Origin of the sequence: Streptomyces sp. NBC_00122, from assembly GCF_045160845.1 — a bacterium.
GTDB lineage: Bacteria > Actinomycetota > Actinomycetes > Streptomycetales > Streptomycetaceae > Streptomyces.
On sequence record NZ_CP108191.1, the window covers coordinates 385,921 to 408,824 of the forward strand.

Sequence of the window (22,904 nt, forward strand, 5' to 3'; positions counted from 1 at the left end):
CATGACGAGGGCTGCTGCGTTGCAGTACCGAGGAAGACGTAGCCGCGCTTCTCGTATCGGGTGGCGACGGCTCAAGAGTGCTTGAGCTTGTCGATGGCCCGTTCGACGGTGTTGCGTCTTGTACCGCTCCTCGCCGAAGCCGGGTGGCCGTCCGCCGCGTGAGCCTTTACGCAGGCGGGCGGCCTGGCGCGAACCTATGCGCTATAAAAACTCCTCGGGGGCGGACATGTGTGCGTACCACTTCAGCGAGTGGTGCTCTACCGCCCAGATCCGGTCGAATCCCATCCGTTCGGCCAGCACGGCCTGTTCGACGCAGTCGCGGATGACCTGGTGCTCCCGCTCCACGGTCGGGTCGGCCAGCTGGGCTTCGAAGATCACGGAGAATTTCACGGTGCCTCCAGGGTTGCGTCCCGTGCCCGGTCTTACTTCAATTAGGAATATGACTAGTAGTCAGAAGACGAAGAAGCAAGAGCTACCGCCGACCGCGTGGGCGGTTCTCGGTCTGCTCTCCTTCCCGGGGGAGCGCACCGGCTACGAGCTGAAGAAGTGGGCGGACTCCTCACTGCGCTTCTTCTACTGGTCACCGGCCATCAGCCAGATCTACGCGGAGCTGCGCCGGCTGGAGGAGCTGGGTTACGCGGCCTCCGCGCGCTCGGGGCCCGAGGAGGCGCGGGCCAAGCGCCGCTACGCCATCACCGACGCCGGGCGCGAGGCCCTGGCCGGCTGGGCCGCCGACACCGCCGAGGCCGGTCCCCCGGTGCTCAAGCACGGGCTGCTGCTGCGAGTCTGGCTCGGGCACCTCGCCGAGCCGGAGCGGCTGCGCGCGATGGTCGGCGAACACATGGAGCGCACCCGGGCCGAACTGGCCGCCGTACGGGAGGCGATGGAGCACGCGGCCGAGGTTCCGCAATGGGCCTTCCCCGCCCTCGCGCTGCGCTGGAGCGAGCGGCAGCACCTGGCGGAACTGGAGCTCGCACAGGCCCTCCTGCACGACCTGGCCGACCTGGCCGCCGACCGCGGGGAACCCGCTCCGGCCACCGTCACCGAGGCCTGAGCCGGGGCTGGTCAAGCCGGCCGGGACACGCCCACGCCCGGGTGACGCGGCGGGACCGCCACCGGCCGCACCCGGGCGCACAACCCCGGCGGGAAGCGGCCGGTGGGCCCCTGCGGGGCCTTGCACGGCCGGTCCCTTCGCGCCGTGGGCGCACTAGCATGCGTCCTCACCGCGCGCGGCCGGTCGGGACACCGCGACCGCGCGGGGAGCCGCCGTCGACGGAAGCGAGAGAACCTTGACTTTCCTCACCATCGGTCACCGCGGGGTCATGGGTGTCGAACCGGAGAACACCCTGCGGTCGTATATCCGAGCGGAACGTTCCGGCATGGACGCCATCGCCCTGGACCTCCAACTGAGCAAGGACGGCGCCCTCGTCGCCCTGCGCGACCCCGAGGTGGACCGGACCACCGACGGCTCGGGCGCCGTCGCCCATCTGACCCTGGCCGAACTGCGCGAACTCGACGCCGGCGAGGGCGAGCGCGTGCCGGTCTTCGAGGACGTCCTGGACGCGGTCCGGATCCCGCTGCAGGCGTCGGTACGGGACCGGGCCGCCGCCGGAGTGCTCACGGAACTGCTCCTGCGCCTCGACCTGACCGCCCGCGTGGAAGTGGTCTCCCCCGACGACGCGCTGCTGGCCGAGACGGCGCGGCGGGTGCCGGGCGCGCGGACCGTGCTCCACGCCGACTCCCTCGGCGACGGGGCCGGGGACCTGGTGGCGCGGGCGCTGACCGCGGGCGCGGCGACGATCTCCGCGGACATCCGGCGGCTCACCCTGGAGGCCGTGGAGACGGCGCACACGGCCGGACTGCGGGTGACCGGCCGGGCCGTCAACACCCTGGACCAGCTGCGGCTCGCGCGGGCGCTCGGCCTGGACGGCGCGGTCACCGACTTCCCGGAGATCCGCAGCACGGGGCGCTTCACCGCATAGCCGGTCCGGCTACAGCGACTTGACCAGCAGTTCGAAGGCCAGGTCGTCGCGGAGCGGGACCCCGAAGCGCTCGTCGCCGTAGGGGAAGGGGCTCAGCTCACCGGTGCGCCGGTAACCGCGGCGCACGTAGTAGGCGATGAGCTCCTCCCGTACGTTCACCACCGTCATGCGCATCTCCTTGGCGCCCCACGTCTCGCGGGCGCGGCGCTCGGCCTCGGCCAGGATCTCCTTGCCGAGGCCCGCGCCCTGGAGGCCGGGACGGACCGCGAACATCCCGAAGTAGGCGTGGTCGCCCCGGTGTTCGAGCTGGCAGCAGGCGACGGTCTCACCGGCGCGCTCGACGACCACGAGGGTGCTGTCGGGGGTATCGATGATCTGGCGGACCCCGGCCGCGTCGGTGCGCTGCCCCTCCAGGTAGTCGGCCTCCGTGGTCCAGCCGCCGCGGCTGGCGTCACCGCGGTACGCCGACTCGACGAGTGCCACCAGCTCCGTCACATCCGCCTCGACGGCGGTGCGGAAGCTCAGGGCTGCGGGGTTGGCGGTCGACATCGGGGGCTCCGTTCTGCGCGGTGGCATGTGACATGCCCGGTACGGCTCGGGAGAGCCTATCCCGGGGCCGCATAAGGAGAACCTAACCGGGGGCTGCGTGCGGGCCACCCCGGGCGGGCATCTCTTTCCGTGACGCCGACGAACCGGGAGGTTCCGCCGTGCACGGTTCCACCATGTCCGCATCCGCCTCCGTCTCCTCCTGGCTGCTCGTCCTGCTGTGCGCGGTGAGCGGCGGGTACTGCCTCGGGCAGGTGCGCAGATCGGGTGGCGGCGCCGCCGGGGAGGCCGTGATGGGGTTCGGCATGGCACTGATGGCGGTGCCCGTCGGCGTCCGTGACGGGTGGCAGGCCCTCGTGCTGGGGGTGGTCTTCTGCGCCGCCGCCCTGCACGCCGTGTGGATGCTGCGCGGCGGGGTGCACCACGCCCACCACCTGATCGGCTCGCTGGCCATGGCCTACATGGCGCTGACGACGGCCGCGGGGTCCGGGCACGGCGCGGGGCTGCCCCTGGTCACCGGGGCGCTGCTCCTCTACTTCGCGGGGTACGTCCTGCTGGGCGGGGCCCGGCTGGCGGCGGACGGCGGGAGCACGCACACGGCCCTGGCCTCGGGCGGCCCGGCCGCCGGTCCCCAGAAGGCGGCCGAGCTGACCCGGGCCTGCCGACTGGCCATGGGAACGGCGATGTTGGCCATGCTGCTCGCCATGTGACGGCGGCGCACGCCCCACGTGTCCTGCGTCACCAATCCCCCGAGGCCGTACCCGCAGGTAGCCCCCCGCTCATAGGCTGGTGGCCATGATGGTCCCCGCCGCACTCCTGCTGCTCGGCGCTCTGACCGCGGTGCTCGCGCCCCGTCTGCTGGGCCGGGCCCGATGGCCCGAGCGTGAACCGGTCGTCGCCCTGTGGGTGTGGCAGTGCGTGGTGGGTGCGGTGCTCCTGTGCCTGGGACTGTCGATGCTGCTGAGCGCGGCGGCCGCCTGGCAGGCGGTCCGGGGCCGGCTGTTCGCCGCCGCCCCGCACGGGGTGGTCGACGCGTACGCCCTGGGCGCGTCCGGAGGCCCCTGGGCCGCCGGTACGGCGCTCGCGCTGGCGGGCGGGGCGCTGTGGACCGGGACGATGCTGGCCCGGGAGGTCCTGCGGGCGCGGGCCCGGCGGCGCACCCAGGGCACCGAACTGCTGGAGCGGGCCCCGCTGTTGCCCGGGGAGGACCCCGCGGGCGGGCGGCTCGTCGTCCTGGAGGGGCAGCGGCCGGACGCCTGGTGGCTGCCCGGGGCGGCCCCGCAACTCGTGGTCACGACGGCGGCGCTGGGCCGGCTGAAGGGGAGCCAGCTCGATGCGGTGCTCGCGCACGAGCAGGGGCACGCGGCGGCCCGCCACGACTGGCTGCTGCACTGCTCGCGGGCGCTGGCCGGGGGGTTTCCGCAGGTGCCCGTCTTCGCGGCCTTCGAGGCGGAGATGCACCGCCTCGTCGAGCTGGCCGCCGACGACGTGGCCTCGCGGCGGTACGGGCGCCTCACCGTCGCGCTGGCCCTGGTCGGACTGAACGAGGACCGCGGGGTGTTCGGGCCCTCCGCCGCCCCCCAGGCACACGTACAGGAGCGGGTGGCGCGGCTGCTGTCGGCCGCACCCCGGCTGTCCGCGATGAACAGGCTGCGGCTGACGGCGCTGGCGACGCTGGTCCCGGCGGTGCCGCTGCTGGTGGCCCTCGTACCGGGGCTGAGCGCCCTGGCGTAGCACGCCCGCCCGGCAGCGGTTCGCCCCCGGGTGGCAGGATCCTTGTATGCGGAACGATCACTTGCGTTGGGCGGGCATCGGCTGCGCGCTGCTCGCGGCCGTACTGACAGCGCTGGTGGTGGCGGAGTGGCAGCCGCTGCTGTCGTACGACGACCGGGTCGCCCGGGATCTGCACGGCCATGCCGTCGCCCATCCCGGGGTCACCCACACGATGCGGATCCTCACCGACTGGGTGTGGGATCCGTGGACCATGCGGGCCCTGGCCGCCGCCGCCTGCGTGACGCTGTGGTGGCGCGGTGACCGGGAGCGGGCACTGCGGGTGGCGCTGGTGACGCTGGTGGCCGTAGTGGTGCAGCAGGGGATGAAGGGGCTGGTGGGACGGGCGCGCCCGGTGTGGCCGGACCCGGTGGATTCGGCCCACTATTCGGCCTACCCGTCCGGCCACGCGATGACGGCGACGGTGGTGGTCGGGCTGCTGCTCTGGCTGCTCCCCCGGCGGGCTCCCGCGCGGTGGGCGGGCACTGCCTGGGCGGTGGCCGTCGTCTCCGTGGTCGGAGTCGGTTTCACCCGTCTCTACCTGGGGGTCCACTGGGTGACGGACGTGGTGGCGGGCTGGCTGCTGGGCGTGGCCCTGGTGGCACTCATGACGTCCGTCTCCGTCCGCCGGCCGGGACCCGGCCGCGCCGGACCGTGAGGTGTGGTGCGCCTGGCCGGTGTGCCTGCCCTGGGCGATCCCCCGTTTCACCCAGAGCAGGCGGACCCGCGCGCTGAGTATATTGGCTCTGAGCCAGTCAACGCAGGAGTAAGCATGTCCCCGCGCAGCGCATCGGTCAATGAAGAATTGCGCAGACGTTCCCGCGAGCGGCTGCTCCACGCGACGGTCGAACTCGTCGCCGAGCGGGGCTACGAGGCCACCACGCTCGGCGACATCGCCGACCGGGCGGGCGCCGCGCGCGGCCTGGTCTCGTACTACTTCCCGGGCAAACGGCAGCTGCTGCAGTCGGCGGTGCACCGGCTGATGCACCTCACCCTGGAGGCGGCGCTGGAGCGCGAGCCGCTGCCCACCGGCGAGGACGAAGGGCGCGAGCGGCTGGCCCGGGCCATCGACGCGATCCTCGGGCTGGCCCGGGACGAGCCGCGGCTGATGCGCACGCACATGGCCGGCATCCTCCAGGCCGAGGGCTTCGTCCAGTGCGCGGAGCAGCAGCGGCTCGCCGAACTGCTGCGGGACACCGTCACCCGGTACGGCTCGACGGACGTGGACGTGGACTATCCGCTGCTGCGGGCGCTGCTGATGGGCGCCGTGGTGGCGGTCCTGCTGCCGGGCGCGCCGATGCCTGCGGCCCGGCTGCGGGCCGAGCTGTTCCAGCGCTACGGGCTGGACTGGGAGCTCGGTGTCCCGCCGGACGGCGGGCCGCCCGGCGGAACGTTCCCGTCACACACCCAGCCCCTGGGCGTCAGTGGTACTCGGGCTGGCTCTGCACGTTGAGCCGGTCCAGCCACACCCACTTCGCGCTCGCGGTGCGCCAGTCGTCCAGCCGCAGCACGTCGAGGCCCTTGGTGATGTCGTTCGAGTAGATGTGCCCGTTGTAGTAGTACGCCGACCAGGACCCGCCGAGTCCGAGCTTGTCCGTGGTCAGCGGGCCGCGTTCGAAGTACCCGATCTCCTTGGGCTGCGCGGAGTCGGTGAACTCCCACACCGAGACCCCGCCCTGGTACCAGGCCTGCACCATGATGTCGCGGCCGCCGCCGACCGGGATCAGCGAGCCGTTGTGGGCCACGCAGTTCTCGGTGTCGGCCTGGTGCCGCGGGATCTTGAAGTAGCCGCGGAAGGCGAGCTTGCGCTGGTCCCCGCTGCCGGTGATGTCGTAGATCCCGTCGGCGCCGCGGTGGGGACCGGTGGCCTCGTTGCAGGTGGGGCCGCCACCGCCGCCGAGTTCGTCGGTGAACACCACCTTGTCCGCCCGCTCGTTGAAGGTGGCGGAGTGCCAGAACGCGAAGTTCACGTTGTCCTGCACACGGTCGATGACCCGCGGCTGCTCGGGCTTGCTGATGTCGAAGAGGATGCCGTCGCCCATGCAGGCGCCGGCGGCCAGGTTCTTCGACGGCAGCACGGTGATGTCGTGGCAGCCGGTGGTCTTGGAGACTCCGGGGTTGGTGGGCCCGCCCGGGTTGCCGCCGTCCGGGAACAGGATCGGGAAGGAGACGACCGCGGCCTGCGTCGGCGCCTTCTTGGGGACCTTCACCACCGAGATGCCGTCGTGCGGCGGCTGGCAGTCGGGGAAGGCCTCGTTCGGGGAGTACGAGGCGACGTAGAGGTAGATGTCACGGCCGCCCGGCACCAGCGTGTGGGTGTGGGAGCCGCAGTTGGTCTCGACGGACTTGATGTACTTGGGGTTCTTCTTGTCCTTGATGTCGAAGATCTTGATGCCCTCCCACGAGGACTTCTCCGTCGCGGGCTGCGAGACGCTGTTGCAGGAGTCGTCGCTGCGCGAGGAGTCGGTGGAGAGGAAGAGCAGGTCCCCGTAGACGGAGACGTCGTTCTGTCCGCCGGGGCACAGCACCTGGGTGACGGTCTTCGGTGCCTTCGGGTTGGCGATGTCGTAGATCGTGAAGCCGTTGTAGTTGCCCGCGTAGGCGTACCTGCCCTGGAAGGCCAGGTCGGAGTTGATGACGGTGGGGTCGGCGCTGGGGATGTTGGCCAGGGGCTTGATGTTGGCGCTGTGCACGATCTCGTCCTGGCCGGGGATCTCGCCGGGGGCGAGCTCCCTGCCGTCGACGAGGGCCGCGCCCCGCTGGTTGCCGCTCCCGGGCGATAAGTCACCCGGGTCCGGGGTGGCGGCCGCCGGTCCGGCGGTCAGAAGCGCGGTGAGGAGCCCGGCCGCAGCGACGGCCGCTCCCGCCCTTGCGCTGCGCGCTCTCGTGGTGTGGAACGTGCTCAACGTGCCCTCCCAAGGGAGTCCGATCGGTTCCGGTCCTCAGGGGAACGGAACCAGGACCCCGGCAGTATCTTCCTTTCCATGGACATGGCAAAAGACCCCCGGGGCCGCACGGCCTTATCCGCGCGGCTCGGCCGGCTCGCCGGAGCGGCCGCGGCCGCCGGTCTCGTGCTGACACTCACCGGCTGCCAGGGAGACGACCGGGCGGAGGGGGCCGAGGACGGACGCGCCGTGGTCGTCGCGCCGGGCAAGCCGGGCGAGAAGGCCCGCACGCTCACCCCCGAGCAGGCCGCGAAGGAAAAGCCCGACGACAGCCCGAACGCCGCCGACCACGCCTACGCCCAGAACATGATCGAACACCACAGGCAGGCCCTGACGATGAGCGCGCTGGCGCCGGACCGGGCCTCGGCGGACGGCGTCAGGCGGCTGGCGGAACGGATCACCGCCGCGCAGCAGCCCGAGATCGCGGCGATGGAGAAGTGGCTGACCCTCCATCCGGCACCGTCGGCGCCGGTCGGCGGACACGCGCACGACCACGGCGCGATGCCGGGCATGGCGACCGAACAGCAGCTGAAGGAACTGTCCGACGCCCGGGGAGCCGACTTCGACCGGCTCTTCCTGAAGCTGATGACCGCCCACCACGAGGGCGCCCTGAAGATGGCCGGCGAGGCGCTGACCGGCGGCAACAACGTCGCGGTCGAGGAGATGGCCACCGAGGTGGTGGCCACGCAGAGCGCCGAGATCCACCGGATGCGCGCGATGGGCTGACTGCCGGGGAAGCCGGTGTCATGCTGGGACCACCTGCGGGAGGAGCTCCGCCGTGCTTCGTGTCGCCGTCGTCGGATCGGGCCCCAGCGGGGTCTACGCGGCCCAGACGCTGGTCCAGCAGCGCGAGGTGCCCGGGGTGCGGGTCGACGTGCTCGACCGACTGCCCGCTCCGTACGGGCTCGTCCGGTACGGGGTCGCGCCGGACCACGAGAAGATCAAGTCGCTGCAGGGCAGCCTGCGCACCGTGCTGGAGGACGAGCGGATCCGCTTCCTCGGGAACGTCGAGGTCGGCGGTGAGCGGCTGCCCACGCAGCGGCTGTTGGAGCTCTACCACGCGGTGGTGTACTGCGTGGGCGCGGCCCGGGACCGGCTGCTGGGGATCCCCGGCGAGGAGCTGGCCGGGGTGCATTCCGCGACGGCCTTCGTGTCCTGGTACAGCGGGCACCCGGATGCCGCCGCCGAGGTCTTCGACCTGGGCGGGGTGGACTCGGCGGTCGTGGTCGGCGCGGGCAACGTCGCGGTGGACGTGACGCGGATCCTGGCGCGGGGCGCGGCGGAGCTGGCGCCGACGGACATGCCGCAGCCCGCCCTCGGCGCGCTCGCGGACAGCGGCGTGCGCCGGGTGGCGATGGTGGCCCGGCGCGGCCCCTCGCAGGGCAAGTTCACCACCAAGGAACTGCGGGAGCTGGGCACGCTGCCGGAGGTGGACGCCGTGGTGGACCCCGCCGAGGCGGCCCTGGACCCGGTGTACGGGGATCCGGAGGCGGCCGCGGCGCTGCCCGCGGTGGCGCGGCGGAACCTGGAGGTGCTGCGCGGCTGGGCACAGGCCGGCCCGGGCGACGGGCCGCGCCGCATCGCCCTGCGGTTCTACCTGCGGCCGGTGGAGGTGCTGGGCGGGCCCGACGGCCGGGTGACCGGCGTGCGCTTCGAGCGGACCGCCCCGGATGGCCGTGGCGGGGTGACCGGGACCGGCGTGTACGAGGACATCGAGGCGCAGCTGGTCCTGCGCTCGGTGGGGTACAAGGGCGTCCCGCTGGCCGGGCTGCCCTTCGACCCGGCGAAGGGCACGGTCCCGCACGCGGCGGGCCGGGTCGTGCGCGCGGGCCGGGCCTCGGTCGGCGAGTACGTGGCGGGCTGGATCAAGCGCGGCCCGACGGGGGTGATCGGCACGAACCGGCCCTGCGCCAAGGAGACGGCGTCCTCGCTGCTCCAGGACGCGGGGGCGCTGGCCCGGCGCGAGGTGCCCGACGAGGACCCGCTGGACGCGATGCGGGCGGCGGGCCTGCGGCCGGTGGAATGGCCGGGCTGGCAAGCCATCGAAGCGGCCGAGTCCGAGCTCGGCCGCTCCCTGGGCCGCCGCTCGGTCAAGATCCCCGACTGGCAAGGCCTGTTCGACGCCGCCGGAGTCAGCTGAGGATCCGGGCCGACCGCGCTTCCTCGGCGGCCGCCGCCGTGAGGACGCTGTCGAGGAGGCCGGGGAAGAGGTCCTCCAGCTCCGCGCGGCGCAGGGCGTTGAGCTTGGTGGTGCCCCGGTAGGTCTGGCGGACGAGGCCGCTCTCGCGCAGGACGCGGAAGTGGTGGGTGGTCGTCGACTTGGTGACCGGCAGGTCGAAGTACGAGCAGGCCAGCTCCGTGGCCGAGCCGGCCAGGTCCCGGACGATGGAGAGCCGGAGCGGGTCGGAGAGCGCGTGCAGGACGCCCTCCAGCCGGATCGCGGCCGCCTCGGGGTGGTCGAGGGCGCGGGCCGTGTCACGTTCCGTCATGTCCCTGCTCCGCTCGCTCGGCTTGCCCGGGCCCCCATCGTACGAGAGTCGTCGTAGGAACAGGGCGGGGTGCGGCTCCGGCATGGGGGCGCCGGAGCCGCACCGGCTTCACCAGGACCGGTGGTACTGGTCGGGCGTACGGAGCTCCGCGCCGAGCTCGACGGCCGCGCGGCGGGCCCAGTACGGGTCGCGCAGCAGTTCGCGGCCCAGCAGGACGGCGTCGGCCTCGCCGTTGGCCAGGATCTTCTCGGCGTGCCCCGGTTCGGTGATCAGGCCGACGGCGGCCACGGGGAGACCGGTCTCCGCCTTGACCCGCGCGGCGAACGGCACCTGGTAGCCAGGGCCGACGGGGATCTCCACCCTGGGGGCCAGGCCTCCGGTGGAGACGTCGAGGAGGTCCACGCCGTGCTCCTGGAGCAGCCCGGCCAGCCGGACCGTCTCGTCGGCGGTCCAGCCTTCCTCCTCCAGCCAGTCGGTGGCGGAGATCCGGAAGAACAGCGGGAGCTCCTCGGGCCACACCGCCCGTACGGCGTCCACGACTTCGAGGGCGAGGCGGGTGCGGTTCTCGAACGAGCCGCCGTACGCGTCGGTGCGCTTGTTGCTGAACGGGGAGAGGAACTCGCCGATGAGGTAGCCGTGGGCGCCGTGGATCTCGACGATCTCGTAGCCCGCCGCCAGCGCGCGCTCGGCGGCGGCGGCGAACTGGCCGACGATCTCCGCGATCTCATCGGCCGTCAGCTCGTGCGGCGCCGGGCGGTCCCCGTCGAACGGCACGGCGCTCGGGGCGACCGGCAGCCAGCCGTGCGCCTCGGGCCCGACCGGGCCACCGCCCTTCCAGGTCCGGTCGGTGGAGGCCTTGCGTCCGGCGTGCGCGATCTGGATGCCGGGGACGGTGCCCTGGGCCTTGAGGAAGGAGGTGATCCGGCGCAGCGCCTCGACCTGGGTGTCGTTCCAGATGCCGAGGTCGTAGGGGGAGATCCGGCCTTCCGGGGAGACGGCGGTGGCCTCCTGGATGATCAGGCCGGTGCCGCCGACGGCGCGGGCGGCGTAGTGCGCGAAGTGCCAGTCGTGCGCCACGCCCGCGCCGGGGCCGAAGGCCTCGGCGCTGTACTGGCACATCGCCGCCATCCACACGCGGTTCGGGACGGTGACCGAGCGAAGGGTGTAGGGAGCGAACAGGGCAGCGAAACCAGCGGGGGCAGCACTCATCAGGGCTCTCCAGGACGTCACCGGGCGCGCCGGGGGTCGGCGGCTAAGTACGAGACTCACCGTACTACGAAATCTTTCGTACTACGAGACCTCTCGTACAAGCGCGTCGAGCTCCGCACGCAGCGCCTCGGCCAGCGCGGGCAGATCCGGGACGGCCGCCGCGTCCGCCACGAGGCCGTAATGGACCGTTCCCTTGTACGTGGAGACCGCGACGGCCAGGGACTGCCCGCGGGCCAGCGGGGCGAGCGGGTAGACCTCGGCGACCCGGCTCCCGCCCAGCGAGAAGTTCAGGCCGGGCAGCGGGACGCTGGTGACCAGGATGTCGAAGAGCAGCCGGGCGGCCTGGGCGACGAGCGGTCCGCCGAGGCGGTGGCCGAGCGGGTGGACGTGGTCGGCGAGCAGGGCGACGGCCCCGGCGCCGCGGGCGGGTCCGGCGTCCTTGTTGCGGTCCATGGCGGCCCGGACGCGGTCCAGGCGCAGCAGCGGGTCGCGCTCGGCGAGCGGGAGCCGCAGCAGGTAGCCGGAGAGCCGGTTGCCGCCGCCGGTCCCGGGCCGGCCCCGGCGGGACACGGGGATCAGGGCGCGGGGGCCCGGTCCGATGGGCGCGGGGTCGCCGCGGCCCTCCATCCAGCGCCGCAGCGCGCCGGCGACCATGGAGATGAGCACGTCGTTGACGGTGCCTCCGGCGGCCTTGCGGATCAAGTTGACCTCGTCCAGGTCGAGGGCGAGGCCCGCGACCGTACGGGATCCCGCGCCGGCGGCGCCCGCGGTGAGGACCGCGGGGACCCCGACCGGCAGCCCGGCGCGGGCCACCGCGGCGCCGATCTCCAGAGCCTGGCCGACGTCCTGGGCCCGGGCCGCGAGGATTCCGGAGAGCCGTCGCAGGGCCGGGGCGGCCCGTCGCCCGGGGGCGGGACGGGCGGACGGACGAGGAGCGGGGCGCGGCGCCGGGCCCGGCGGCGGACGCAGGGACGCACCCTCGTCGAACAGCGCCGCGGCCAGGGCGAGCGCGCCGAGCCCGTCGGCGAGGGCGTGGTGGAACTTGAACAGCACCGCGAAGGAGTCCGGGTCGGACCCGGCGAGCACGTGCGCCTCCCAGGGCGGCAGGCTCCGGTCCAGCGGCCGGGCCATCAGCGGTCCCGCGGCCTCGTGCGGCGGGACCCGCGTGGAGACGAGGAACACGTGCCGCGCCGGATCGAAGCCCGGGTCCGGCGACCAGGCGGCCGCGCCGACCGGCAGCAGGACGTCCCGGATCCGGCGGCGCAGGCCGGGCACGCCGGCGCAGCGGGCGGTGAGCAGTTCCGCGGCGTGCCCGGCGGCGCCGGGCCCGGCGGCCCTGAAGACCGCCAGGGCGCCGAGGTGCATGGGGTGGGCGGCGGATTCGATCCGCCAGAAGGCGAGGTCGAGCGGGGACAAGTGCTCCGTGGCCACGTACGTCCTCTCGCGTGCGGCAGCAGTGGCCTGAAGTCAATCTATTGGGAACATCTCCATGCAAGCAGCGATCGTTTCCTGCGGGTAAATGATCGGTATTAATCCGCCGCCCAGGCCCCCGCGCCGCCCGCCGGGCCGCTGTCGGTGGGCGGGTGCAGACTGACCGGAAAGAGACGGACAGCTCGCAAGACACACCCAGAAGACACCGAAGACACCGAAGACATGGACGACGAAGTCCGGAGGTGCCGGCCATGGCCGACGTACTGCTGCTCGTGGGTACCCGCAAGGGGCTCTTCATCGGCCGCCGCCGGGGCGAGGGGGCCTGGGAGTTCGGCGGGCCCCATTTCAACGCCCAGGCGGTCTACGCGGTCGCCGTCGACCGGCGGGGCCCGGCGCCCCGGCTGCTGGTCGCCGGGGACAGCTCGCACTGGGGGCCGTCCGTCTTCAGCTCCGACGACCTCGGGGGGACCTGGAACGAGCCCGCCGAGGCCGCCGTGAAGTTCCCCAAGGACACCGGCGCCTCGCTGGAGCGCGTCTGGCAGCTCCAGCCGGCCGGGCCCGAGGCCCCGGACGTGGTCTACGCGGGGACGGAGCCGGCCGCGCTGTTCCGCTCGACCGACCGCGGCGCGTCCTTCGAGCTGGTCCGCCCGCTGTGGGAGCACCCCAGCCGGGGCAGCTGGCAGCCGGGCGGCGGCGGTGAAGGGCTGCACACGGTGATCACCGATCCGCGCGACGCGGACGCCGTGACGGTGGCCGTCTCCACCGCCGGGGTGTTCCGGACGAAGGACGGCGGGTCCAGCTGGGAGCCGTCCAACGACGGGGTGTCGGCGGTCTTCCTGCCCGATCCGCACCCCGAGTTCGGCCAGTGCGTGCACAAGATCGCCCAGGACGCCGGGAACACCGACCGGCTGTACCTGCAGAACCACTGGGGCGTCTACCGCAGCGACGACGCCGGGTCCCGGTGGACCGACATCGGCGGCGGGCTGCCCTCCGACTTCGGCTTCGCGGTGACCGCCCACCCGCACCGGCCGGACACGGCCTACGTCTTCCCGCTCAACGCCGACTCCGACCGGGTCCCGGCCGAGCACCGGTGCCGGGTCTTCCGCACGCGGGACGCGGGCGCCACCTGGGAGCCCCTGTCGCACGGCCTGCCCGCGGGCGACCACTACGGCACGGTGCTCCGCGACGCCTTGTGCACGGACGACGCGGACCCGGCGGGCATCTACTTCGGCAACCGCAACGGCGAGCTCTACGCCAGCCACGACGACGGCGAGAGCTGGCGGCTGCTGGCGGAGCACCTGCCCGACGTGCTGTGTGTGCGGGCGGCGACGATCGGCCAGTAGAGTGATCCACCGTGGCAGCACGACCGTTGAACGAGATCGTCGAGCCGGGCTGGGCCCGGGCTCTGGAGCCTGTGGCGGGCCAGATCGCCGCGATGGGCGACTTCCTGCGCGCCGAGATCGCGGCGGGCAGGACCTACGTCCCGGCCGGGGCGAACGTCCTGCGCGCCTTCCAGCAGCCCTTCGACGAGGTCAAGGTGCTGATCGTGGGCCAGGACCCGTACCCCACGCCGGGGCACGCGGTGGGCCTGTCCTTCTCGGTCGCGCCCGAGGTGCGGCCGGTGCCGCCGAGCCTCGACAACATCTTCCTGGAACTGCACCGGGACCTCGGTACCGGCCGGCCCGCGAACGGCGACCTCACCCCGTGGACCCGGCAGGGCGTGCTGCTGCTCAACCGCTCGCTCACCACCGCGCCCCGCAGGTCCAACGCCCACCAGGGCAAGGGCTGGGAGGCCGTGACCGACCAGGCCATCCGGGCCCTCGCCGCGCGCGGCAAGCCGCTGGTGTCCATCCTCTGGGGCCGGGCGGCCCGCAATCTGCGGCCGCTGCTCGGCGAGCTGCCGGTGGTGGAGTCCTCGCACCCCTCCCCCAAGTCCGCCGATTACGGATTCGTCGGATCCAGGCCGTTCAGCAGGACGAACGAGCTACTGGCGGGCCAAGGTTCACAGCCCGTGGACTGGCGCTTGCCGTCCGTCAGTTGATGGTATCTGTTATTCACCGGATAAATACGGACAGATGCCTCAGGAGAAGGCCCTGCCCGAACACCCGGTTCCGATAAGCCAGTAGCATGCGGCGCCATGAGCTCCCCCACTGGGCCCGCAAATGGCCTGCCCGTACGAATGCCGCGACCCCGCCAGACCGGACGGCACCGCCGGCCCGAGCCCGCGGCGGCGCCCGAGGGCGCGCCCGCGCTGGTGCTCGCCGTGCCCGGTACCCCCTCGGCCGCCGCGCGGGGGCTGGCGGAAGAGATCATCAGCATCGGCCGTTCCGAGCTGCCGGGCCTGGACGCCCGGATCGGCTTCCTCGACGGTGACGACGCCACCGATTTCCCGTCCCTGTCCGGCGTGCTGACCGCCGTCGCGACCGAGCGCGTCGCGCGCGCGGAGTTCGCCCGCGCCGCCGGCCACGAGGTGCCCGCGCCGACCGGCCCGGACGCCGTGGTGGTCCCGCTGCTGCCCGGTCCCGACGGTGACCTGCTCCGCCGGATCCGCCAGGCGCTGATGGACTCCTCCGCCGCCGCCGAGCTGGCCGACGTGCTCGGCCCGCACCCGCTGCTCGCCGAGGGCCTGCACGTGCGGCTGTCCGAGGCCGGCCTGGCCCGCGCCGACCGCGCCCGGCTCTTCACCGTGACCACCGCCGCCGACGGCATCGTCCTGGCCACCACCGGTGGCGAGGAGGCCGTGCAGGCCGCCGGGATCACCGGGATGCTGCTCGCCGCCCGGCTCGCCGTGCCGGTCATGGCCGCCGCGCTCGACGAGGAGGGCTCGGTGGCCGCAGTCGCCGACCAGCTGCGCCGGGAGGGCTCCACGCAGGTCGCGCTCGCCCCGTACCTGATCGGCCCGGAGGCCGCCGAAGGGCTGCTGGACAGCGCCTGCAAGGACGCCGACTGCAGCGCCGCCGAGGTGCTCGGCGCCTACCCGGCGCTCGGCAAGCTCGCCGTCGCGCAGTACGCCGCGGCTCTCGGGATCACCCAGGGCGCGGCCACGCGCTGACCGCCCGCCACGCCGAAAGGGCCCCCGCCGTTCGGCGGGGGCCCTTTCGGCGTCGCCGGACTCAGAGCGACCGGCCGAAGACCACGCAGGCGGCGGCGGGCACGGCCACCGAGCCGGCCTCGCGCGGCCGCCCGGTCACGGGGTCGACGTCGAACCAGGTGACGTCCCCCGAGTGCTCGTTGGCCGCGTACAGGCGGCGCCCCGAGGGATCGGCGGCGAGATCGCGCGGCCAGCTGCCGCCGCAGCCCACGACGCCGGTGAGCCGCGGCTCCTCGGCGCCTGCGGCGAGGGAGAGGGTGGCGATGGTGTCGGTGCCGCGGATCGCGGCCCAGACGAATCGCCCGCCGGCCGAGGCGACGACCGCCGAGGGATAGGGCCGTACGGCCCCCGAGGGGCCCTCGGAGGCGACCGGAACCTCTCCGATCGGTTCCAGTCGCCCGGAGGCCGCGTTCCACCGGCAGACGGTCAGCTGCGGCTCCAGCTCGTGCAGTACGTAGGCCACCGCGCCGTCCGGGTGGAAGGCGAGGTGTCGGGGTCCGGTCCCGGCCCGCAGCGCGGTCTCGGTGTGCAGCCGCGGCTCCCCCGTGGCCGGGTCGAGCGCGCAGACCCGTACGGAGTCGGTGCCGAGGTCGACGCTGAGCACCCAGCGGCCGCTCGGGTCGGGCAGCACCTGGTGGGCGTGCGGCCGCTCCTGGCGGTCGGCGTCGATGCCGCAGCCGTGGTGCGCGAGGACGGCAGCGGGTCCTTCCGGGCGGCCGTCCGCGGCGAGCGGGAGGCTGCTGACGCTGCCGGAGGTGTAGTTGGCTGTGAGCAGCCGGCGCCCGGCCAGGCTGAGGTGGGTGGGCCCGGAGCCGCCGACGCCGACGGGCGCGCCGAGGGGTGCCAGGCCGGCGGCGGTGGGCGTGAAGGCGGCCACCGCTCCCTGTCCGGTCTCGCTCACCGCGTAGAGCACGCCGGTGTCCCCGGCGAGCGTGAGGTACGAGGGGTCCGCCACGGCGGCGCCCGTGACCGCGATCGACGTCAGGGCTCCCGTGGCCGGATCCACAACCGCGGTGGTGACGCCGAGGCCGCCTCCGGAGGTGAACGAGCCGATGTAGGCCCGGTGTCCGCCGTTCTGGTCCGTGCTGTCCGCGCCGCCCACGGGAGGCCCCTCTCCGCTTTCGGATCCGTCCGGAGGCGACGGTAGCAGAAGGGTCTAGACCAAATCCCGCCCCTGGGCCCGTTCCTGGGCGCCGGGGTGGTGGACGTACGCGGTACTGCTGCGGCGGTCCTCGTAGGTGCGGTGGAAGACCGGGGTCGCGGCGCCGGAGATCGGCGGCACTATCCAGGACCAGTCCGCGCCCACGTCACGGCCCTTGCGTTCCTCCCGTGCCATGTGGGACAGGAAGCGCCGGGACTCGGAGTGATGGTCGGCGATGGTGACCCCGGCGCGGTCGAAGGAGTGCAGGACCGCCCGGTTGAGCTCGACGAGCGCGCGGTCCTTCCACAGCGAGCGGTCGCTGGAGGTGTCCAGGCCGAGGCGGCGGGCGACGGCGGGCAGGAGGTTGTACCGGTCGGTGTCGGCGAGGTTGCGGGCGCCTATCTCGGTGCCCATGTACCAGCCGTTGAACGGGGCGGCCGGGTAGTGGATGCCGCCGATCTCCAGGCACATGTTGGAGATGGCCGGTACGGCGTGCCAGCGCAGTCCCCAGTCCGCGCCCCAGCCCTCGTCCTCGGGGTGGCCGATCGGGACCTCCAGGACGGCGTCCGAGGGGGTTTCGAACCAGCGGGGCTTGTCGTCGACGCCCTGGACCACCAGCGGCAGGAGGTCGAAGGGGGTGCCCGCGCCGCCGGTCCAGCCGAGCCGGAGCAGGGCCTCGGTCAGCGGGGCGTTGCGCGCGTCGCCGACGGTGACGGAGTGGTGGTCCCCGTACCCGGCGTACCGGACGAGCTGCTCGCTCCAGATCAGCGGCCCCGGCCGGTCCGGGGCGTCCGGGGCGAAGACCGTGATCGTGGGCCGGATCCGGCCGCCGTTGGTCGCCTCGCGCAGGTGCCCGAAGCATTCGGCGGCGATCTCGTCGCCTTCGGTGAGCTCCCGGCGGTCACGGACCCGCAGGGAGTTCCAGTAGAGCCTGCCTATGCAGCGGTTGCTGTTGCGCCAGGCCACCCGGGCCCCGTGGACCAGCTCTTCGGGGGTGTGCCGGTAGGTGCCGGTCTCCGCGAGCTCCGCCCGCACGGCGGCGAGCCGGGCACGCGGATCACCGGCGCTGCGGTCCTCCTGGTGGAAGAGTCGGATGAACTCCTCGGCCGCTTCCCACACCTGGGCGGTGGTGGAACGCTGTTGAAGTATTTCCATCCCGGGCCGTTACCCCCTGTCCGACCAGATCCACCCTGTACATGCCGGATGAATGTGCAATAGACCATCAGCCGTTGTACATGCCGCAGGTCAGGGGCGGGCGCCAGGCACGTATGGAACACCCGTCCGAGTGGTCTTCGGGGATCGGACTGCGGGCGGGGAGCAGGACGGCGTACGATCCGCCGCAATCCGGGAGTTGACCACCGCACGGCGGGTCAGCGGCAGGGCCGGCTCATGAACAGCGCCTGCTCGCCCGCGGCGGGCGTACCGCCGTAGAGGGTCGTGTCGAGGCCGCAGAGGGTGAATCCCATGCGCCGATAGGCGTGCACGGCCGGGGCGTTGACCGAGCTGACCTCCAACCAGAGGTGTTCGGCGCCGCGTTCGCGCGCGAATCCGTCCGCGCACTCCATCAGGGCACGGCCGATGCCGCGGCCGCGGTGGCCGGGCGCGACCTCGATGTCCTCGATCGTCAGCCGCCGGTTCCACGCGGCGTAGCCGACGGCGGCGAAGCCGCACACCCGGCCGCCGTCGAGGGCGACGTAGGTCCGGGCGTCCCCGGTGGTGTCCGACCCGCCGCCGAGCCCCTGCTCGTCGTGCTCCTCGGGCGGGAACTCCTTGTAGAGCGGCGGGTCGGCGGGGATCTCGCGGAGCAGGAATCCGAAACCGGCGCCGGAGGCGGCCACCTCGAAGACGGTGTCGGTGGTGAAGGAGCCGTCCAGGGCCTCGATGGCTCCCGCGTCATCGGGGCGGGCGAGGCGGTAGACGATGCCGTCGGCGGAGCCGTGTGCGGTGGTCATGGAATCCACGGTACGCAAAAAATCCCCCGGCCGAATTGACTGCCGAGGGAGAATAGAGCGTATATTCAATGGTTCATGACTTCGCGGAAACCGAAGACACGAAGAAGCTTACGAGGACACCGTACCGCGCCAGGAGTGCAATTGTCAACCGAGGAATTCCGGAAAGAACAGCAATTCGTCGACGGTCTCTACGCGCGCCTCGACCACCTGCGTGACCAGGCCGAACGTGCCGTCGAGCGGGCATTGCGCGATGTCGGGACCGGGCTTCAGACACGCCTGGAGCGTGATGTCCTGGTCGCGGAGCAGTCCGGCCTGCTATCCGCGCTGAATGCCGGCGAGAACGGTCTGTGTTTCGGCCGTCTGGAGTTCTCCGACGGCCGCGACCACCACATCGGCCGCATCGGAATCCGCGCGGACGACGCCGACCGCACACCGCTGGTCCTGGACTGGCGCGCGGACGTGGCCCGCCCGTTCTACCTCGCCACCGGCCACACCCCCATGGGGCTGCGGCGCCGCCGCCACATCAGCAGCCGGGGACGGGTGGTCACCGCCCTGCACGACGAGATCCTCGACCTGACCGACGCGGAGCGCACCGGGTACGAGGGCGCCGACGCGGACGCCGTGCTGCTCGCCGCGCTCGACGCGGCCCGGACCGGCCGGATGCACGACATCGTGCGCACCATCCAGGCCGAACAGGACCGGGTCATCCGCTCCACGCACCGCGGGGTGCTGGTCGTCGAGGGCGGTCCGGGCACCGGCAAGACGGCGGTGGCGCTGCACCGCGCCGCGTACCTGCTGTACGCGCACCGGGAGCTCCTCGCCAAGCGCGGGGTGCTGATCGTCGGACCCGGCCCGGCCTTCCTGGGCTACATCGGCGGGGTGCTGCCCGCGCTCGGCGAGACGGGCGTCCTGCTCGCGACCCCCGGCGAGCTCTTCCCCGGCGTCCACGCGACGGGCACCGACCGCCCCGGGGCGGCCGCGGTGAAGGGCCGGGCCGCGATGGCGGAGGTCCTGGCCAGGGTCGTCGCCGACCGGCAGCGCCTGCCGCAGACGGTACCGGCGGACACCGGCGAGGAGTACGACACGGTCCCCGAGCCCGCGCTGGAGATCGACCACGACGACTACGGGACCCTGCTGCTGGACCGCACGATGGCCTACGAGGCGCGGGACCGGGCCCGGGCCACCGGGCTGCCGCACAACCAGGCGCGTCCCTCCTTCGCCTTCCCGATCATCGACGCGCTCACGGCGCAGCTCGCCGACCGGCTCGGGGCGGACCCGTACGGCGGCCCGAACCTGCTGGGCTCGGACGACGTGGCGCAGCTGGGCAAGGAGATCGCGATGAGCCCGGCCGTGCACGCCGCGATCGACTCGCTGTGGCCCTCCCTCACCCCCGAGCAGCTCGTCGGCGACTTCCTGGCGGAGCCCACGCACCTGCCCGCGCACGAGGCGGAGCTGATCCGGCGCGAGCCGTCGGCCCGGCCACGGTGGACCCCGGCCGACGTGCCGCTGCTGGACGAGGCGGCCGAACTGCTCGGGGAGGACGACAGCGCCCGGCGCGCCGCCGAGGAGCGCGAGCGGCAGCGGCGCATCGCGTACGCGCAGGGCGTGCTGGACCTGTCGCAGGGTTCCGAGACGTACGAGTTCGAGGACGAGGAGAGCGAGTTCCTCGCGGCGCACGACATCATCGACGCCGAGCGGATGGCCGAGCGCCACGAGGAGGCCGACCACCGCAGCACGGCCGAGCGGGCCGCGGCGGACCGCACCTGGGCCTTCGGGCACGTCATCGTGGACGAGGCGCAGGAGCTGTCGGAGATGGCGTGGCGGCTGCTGATGCGGCGCTGCCCGACCCGCTCCATGACGCTGGTCGGCGATCCGGCCCAGACCGCCGACGAGGCGGGCTGCGGCTCGTGGGAGCACATCCTGGGCCCGTACGTGGGCGAGCGCTGGGAGCTGGTCCGACTGGGGGTCAACTACCGCACGCCCGCCGAGATCATGGACGTGGCGGCGTCCGTACTGCGGGCCCGCGATCCCGGCTTCGAGCCGCCGAGCTCGGTGCGGACCACCGGGGTCCGGCCGTGGGCGCGGGCGGCCGGGAACCTGGCGGAGGCGGTCGGGGACGCGGTCCGGCGGGAGCTGCCGGACGAGGGGCGGCTCGCGGTGATCGCGCCGCGGGCGCTGCACGCCTCGCTCGCCGCCGGGCTGCCGGGCGTACGGTCGGGGGCGGAGCCGGACCTGACCGAGGACGTGGTGCTCCTCGATCCGCGCCAGGCCAAGGGGCTGGAGTTCGACACGGTGATCGTGGTGGAGCCTGCCGACCTCGGGCCGAGCGACCTGTACGTGGCGCTGACCCGGGCCACCCAGGCCCTCGGCGTGGTGCACACCGAGGGCCGGCTGCCGACCGGGCTGGGCCCGGAGGGGCTGATCAGGCGCTGATGACCAGCGGCGCCCGCGGGTCGGTGCGCAGCGGGGTGGCGAGCGCGACGAGGGCGTGTTCGAGGCCGTGCAGGTGGGCGAGGGCCGGCTCCGCGGGGGCGGGCCGGGCCGGCGTCACCGGCGCGGGCTCGGGGGCGCCCTGCGGCGCGGTCAGCGCCAGGGCGGCCGCCTCGACGCGCCAGCAGGCCGCGGCCAGCCGGGCGTCGTGCGAGGCCTGCGGGTCGGCGGCGACGGCGACCAGGCCGCGCACCTCCCGGGCGCAGTCGTCGAGCAGCGCCAGGACCTGCCGGGCGCGGGCCTTGCGGGCGCGCAGCGGGCTCAGCGGGTGGACGAGGGGCGCGAGCGCCATCCGTACGCGGCCCAGGAGGAGCTCCAGCTCGGCGGCGTGGGGGGCCGGGTCGGCCGCGGGGTTCCCGGCGAGGCGGTCCAGGGAAGCCGCGGTGGAGGCGCGTACGCAGTGCAGGGCGCGCTGGATCCAGGCGTCGTTCGCGGCGTGGGTGGTCACCGGGAGGATGATCACGACGGCGAGGGCGGCGCCGAGCGCGCCGATCGCGGTCTCCTGGAAGCGCAGGAGCAGCAGCCCGGGGTGCAGGACGCCGAGGAGCCCGTAGAGCAGCCCGGCCATGACGGTGACGAAGAACATCATCCAGGAGTACGACGGGGCCGCTGTGTAGAAGATCCCGAAGACGCACACGGCGACGAGCGCGGCGGTCGGCGCGGGCGCGCCGTGCAGCGGTACGGCGATCAGCAGCCCGGCGGCGATGCCGGTGACGGTGCCGACGACCCGGCGGAAGCCGCGGACGAGGGTCTCGCCCCGTGAGGCGGTGTTGACGAAGATCCACCAGGCGGTGCCGACGGCCCAGTACCAGCGGTCCTCGGAGAGCGCCTGGCCGATACCGAGGGCGAAGGCGCAGGCTGCGGTGGCCTGGAAGGCCTGGCGGGTGGTGGGCCGTGCGAGCCCGGAGCCCGGCAGCCCGGGCGGCGCCGCGGCGGGCGGGGTGCGCCGCTCGATGGGCCACAGCGCGAAGCGCACGGCTCCGGCGGCGAGGAGCGCCAGCCCGACGGCCGCGTACAGCTCGGGCAGCTGCCCGGGCCGGGCGTGCAGGAACTGGGTGACGAAGAACATCATGAAGCCGAAGATCCCGAGGGCGTGTCCGCGCGGGCCGAAGCGGCGGGCGTAGACACCGGCGAACACGACGGCGAGGAAGGCGGCGTCACGGGCGAGGGGCACCCCGTGGAGGGTGGTGGCCAGCGCGAGGACGGGGAATCCCGCGACGGGCAGCAGGGCGGTGGTGGCGCGCTGGGCGCGGACATCGGCGTCGAGCACGGTGAAGAGGGCGAGCAGGGCCGCCAGCCCCCCGGTGATGGAGGCGGTCAGGGAGAGACCGCACAGCTCGGCGAGGGCCACGGCCGCGCCGACGCCGATCACTGCGCGAGCCGAGTTCCTGAGCCTCATACGCCCCGGATCCGGAGCCACGAACATCCTCTTCACGGCTGTGAGCCGCCCCCTTGCGATGGTGCGCGCCGGCCCGGCGGCCGCCCGGGGGTGGTGGGCGGCGTACGGGCACGGCGAAGGCGCCACGGTCCGGAGCGGCGTCGTTGCCGTCCGGCGCTGCGCGGCGCCGAAAGTACATGGATACGACACAGATAAGCATCTGCGGGCCCAGTGGCTCAACCGGGTCTCGCACCACTGGGCCATTGGCACAGCGCGGTCCGGCGATCTTCGGCCAGGAGGGAGCCAACGGCCCGGCACGGCACGGCGCCCGCGACGGCGTTCCGCTTCCCGGACGTCCGGATCGGGACAAACGGCCGGGCGGTGCCGTGCCCCCCAGCCCGGTCGGGGCCCGTCGGCCGACGTCGGAAACCAGCCGAATCGGGCTGGGCGCCGCGTCGGTTCGCGCGGCCTCGCGCACAG

Annotated in this window: 21 protein-coding genes and 1 pseudogene; 12 read left to right on the top strand and 10 right to left on the bottom strand. The window is 73.6% G+C overall.

Annotated elements, in window-relative coordinates; all coding sequences use genetic code 11:
- Positions 1 to 204: 204 nt before the first annotated feature.
- Positions 205 to 390: pseudogene (locus OG737_RS01800) on the bottom strand (LLM class flavin-dependent oxidoreductase); the annotation flags it as partial.
- Positions 391 to 439: 49 nt separating this feature from the next.
- On the opposite strand from OG737_RS01800, the gene OG737_RS01805 reads away from it, so the two are divergent.
- A complete protein-coding gene (locus tag OG737_RS01805; RefSeq protein ID WP_328924355.1) occupies positions 440 to 1,054 on the top strand; it encodes a PadR family transcriptional regulator in 615 nt (204 codons plus the stop codon).
- Between the two features lie 235 nt (positions 1,055 to 1,289).
- Positions 1,290 to 1,982: a glycerophosphodiester phosphodiesterase family protein gene (locus tag OG737_RS01810; protein ID WP_328924356.1), complete on the top strand. Its 693-nt coding sequence runs from the start codon at positions 1,290 to 1,292 to the stop codon at positions 1,980 to 1,982.
- 9 nt (positions 1,983 to 1,991) lie between these two features.
- Here OG737_RS01810 and OG737_RS01815 read toward each other — a convergent pair whose 3' ends face one another.
- Positions 1,992 to 2,531, bottom strand: a complete 540-nt coding sequence (locus tag OG737_RS01815) for a GNAT family N-acetyltransferase (protein ID WP_328924357.1) — start codon at positions 2,529 to 2,531, stop codon at positions 1,992 to 1,994.
- Between the two features lie 173 nt (positions 2,532 to 2,704).
- Between OG737_RS01815 and OG737_RS01820 the strand changes: the two genes are divergently transcribed.
- From OG737_RS01820 to OG737_RS01835, 4 genes are all read left to right on the top strand, one after another.
- Positions 2,705 to 3,238 carry a DUF5134 domain-containing protein gene (locus tag OG737_RS01820; protein ID WP_328924358.1) on the top strand — a complete coding sequence of 178 codons (534 nt, stop codon included), beginning with the start codon at positions 2,705 to 2,707 and terminating at the stop codon, positions 3,236 to 3,238.
- A gap of 85 nt (positions 3,239 to 3,323) precedes the next feature.
- Positions 3,324 to 4,262: a M56 family metallopeptidase gene (locus OG737_RS01825; RefSeq protein ID WP_328924359.1), complete on the top strand. Its 939-nt coding sequence runs from the start codon at positions 3,324 to 3,326 to the stop codon at positions 4,260 to 4,262.
- A 46-nt stretch (positions 4,263 to 4,308) separates the two neighbouring features.
- Positions 4,309 to 4,956: a phosphatase PAP2 family protein gene (locus OG737_RS01830; RefSeq protein WP_328924360.1), complete on the top strand. Its 648-nt coding sequence runs from the start codon at positions 4,309 to 4,311 to the stop codon at positions 4,954 to 4,956.
- Positions 4,957 to 5,070: 114 nt separating this feature from the next.
- Complete coding sequence (locus OG737_RS01835; RefSeq protein WP_328924361.1) at positions 5,071 to 5,751, top strand: helix-turn-helix domain-containing protein; 681 nt, start codon at positions 5,071 to 5,073, stop codon at positions 5,749 to 5,751.
- On the opposite strand, the gene OG737_RS01840 is transcribed toward OG737_RS01835, so the two are convergent.
- Positions 5,720 to 7,204 (bottom strand): LVIVD repeat-containing protein, encoded by a 1,485-nt coding sequence (locus OG737_RS01840; protein ID WP_405921119.1) that lies wholly within the window; start codon positions 7,202 to 7,204, stop codon positions 5,720 to 5,722. The two genes, OG737_RS01835 and OG737_RS01840, sit on opposite strands and share 32 nt — an antisense overlap.
- Before the next feature lie 78 nt (positions 7,205 to 7,282).
- On the opposite strand from OG737_RS01840, the gene OG737_RS01845 reads away from it, so the two are divergent.
- Positions 7,283 to 7,969 (top strand): DUF305 domain-containing protein, encoded by a 687-nt coding sequence (locus tag OG737_RS01845; protein ID WP_405680343.1) that lies wholly within the window; start codon positions 7,283 to 7,285, stop codon positions 7,967 to 7,969.
- A 52-nt stretch (positions 7,970 to 8,021) separates the two neighbouring features.
- Complete coding sequence (locus tag OG737_RS01850) at positions 8,022 to 9,383, top strand: FAD-dependent oxidoreductase (RefSeq protein ID WP_328924363.1); 1,362 nt, start codon at positions 8,022 to 8,024, stop codon at positions 9,381 to 9,383.
- Here the strand turns inward: OG737_RS01850 and OG737_RS01855 are convergent.
- The 3 genes from OG737_RS01855 to OG737_RS01865 form a co-directional block, all read right to left on the bottom strand.
- Entirely contained in the window at positions 9,376 to 9,732 is a 357-nt protein-coding gene (locus OG737_RS01855) for an ArsR/SmtB family transcription factor (protein WP_405921120.1), read from the bottom strand. The two genes, OG737_RS01850 and OG737_RS01855, sit on opposite strands and share 8 nt — an antisense overlap.
- 108 nt (positions 9,733 to 9,840) lie before the next feature.
- A complete protein-coding gene (locus OG737_RS01860) occupies positions 9,841 to 10,941 on the bottom strand; it encodes an NADH:flavin oxidoreductase/NADH oxidase (protein WP_405921121.1) in 1,101 nt (366 codons plus the stop codon).
- Positions 10,942 to 11,022: 81 nt separating this feature from the next.
- Positions 11,023 to 12,372, bottom strand: coding sequence for a wax ester/triacylglycerol synthase family O-acyltransferase (locus OG737_RS01865; protein ID WP_405921122.1), 1,350 nt, complete (start codon positions 12,370 to 12,372; stop codon positions 11,023 to 11,025).
- 251 nt (positions 12,373 to 12,623) lie between these two features.
- On the opposite strand from OG737_RS01865, the gene OG737_RS01870 reads away from it, so the two are divergent.
- From OG737_RS01870 to OG737_RS01880, 3 genes are all read left to right on the top strand, one after another.
- Positions 12,624 to 13,715, top strand: coding sequence for an exo-alpha-sialidase (locus OG737_RS01870; protein ID WP_328924367.1), 1,092 nt, complete (start codon positions 12,624 to 12,626; stop codon positions 13,713 to 13,715).
- Between the two features lie 11 nt (positions 13,716 to 13,726).
- On the top strand, positions 13,727 to 14,413 hold the full coding sequence (locus OG737_RS01875; RefSeq protein ID WP_328924368.1) for a uracil-DNA glycosylase: 687 nt from the start codon (positions 13,727 to 13,729) through the stop codon (positions 14,411 to 14,413).
- A 96-nt stretch (positions 14,414 to 14,509) separates the two neighbouring features.
- The gene (locus OG737_RS01880) at positions 14,510 to 15,424 is read left to right on the top strand and encodes a hypothetical protein (protein WP_328924369.1); all 915 of its coding nucleotides are present in this window, start codon (positions 14,510 to 14,512) and stop codon (positions 15,422 to 15,424) included.
- Positions 15,425 to 15,485: 61 nt separating this feature from the next.
- On the opposite strand, the gene OG737_RS01885 is transcribed toward OG737_RS01880, so the two are convergent.
- From OG737_RS01885 to OG737_RS01895, 3 genes are all read right to left on the bottom strand, one after another.
- Positions 15,486 to 16,565, bottom strand: a complete 1,080-nt coding sequence (locus tag OG737_RS01885; protein WP_405680340.1) for a lactonase family protein — start codon at positions 16,563 to 16,565, stop codon at positions 15,486 to 15,488.
- A 54-nt stretch (positions 16,566 to 16,619) separates the two neighbouring features.
- On the bottom strand, positions 16,620 to 17,759 hold the full coding sequence (locus OG737_RS01890; RefSeq protein WP_328924371.1) for a nitric oxide synthase oxygenase: 1,140 nt from the start codon (positions 17,757 to 17,759) through the stop codon (positions 16,620 to 16,622).
- 215 nt (positions 17,760 to 17,974) lie between these two features.
- A complete protein-coding gene (locus OG737_RS01895; protein ID WP_328924372.1) occupies positions 17,975 to 18,556 on the bottom strand; it encodes a GNAT family N-acetyltransferase in 582 nt (193 codons plus the stop codon).
- Between the two features lie 141 nt (positions 18,557 to 18,697).
- Here OG737_RS01895 and OG737_RS01900 point away from each other — a divergent pair, with 141 nt between their 5' ends.
- A complete protein-coding gene (locus OG737_RS01900) occupies positions 18,698 to 20,989 on the top strand; it encodes a helicase (protein WP_328924373.1) in 2,292 nt (763 codons plus the stop codon).
- On the opposite strand, the gene OG737_RS01905 is transcribed toward OG737_RS01900, so the two are convergent.
- Positions 20,979 to 22,472 (bottom strand): FUSC family protein, encoded by a 1,494-nt coding sequence (locus OG737_RS01905; RefSeq protein WP_328930181.1) that lies wholly within the window; start codon positions 22,470 to 22,472, stop codon positions 20,979 to 20,981. The two genes, OG737_RS01900 and OG737_RS01905, sit on opposite strands and share 11 nt — an antisense overlap.
- Positions 22,473 to 22,904 lie beyond the last annotated feature (432 nt).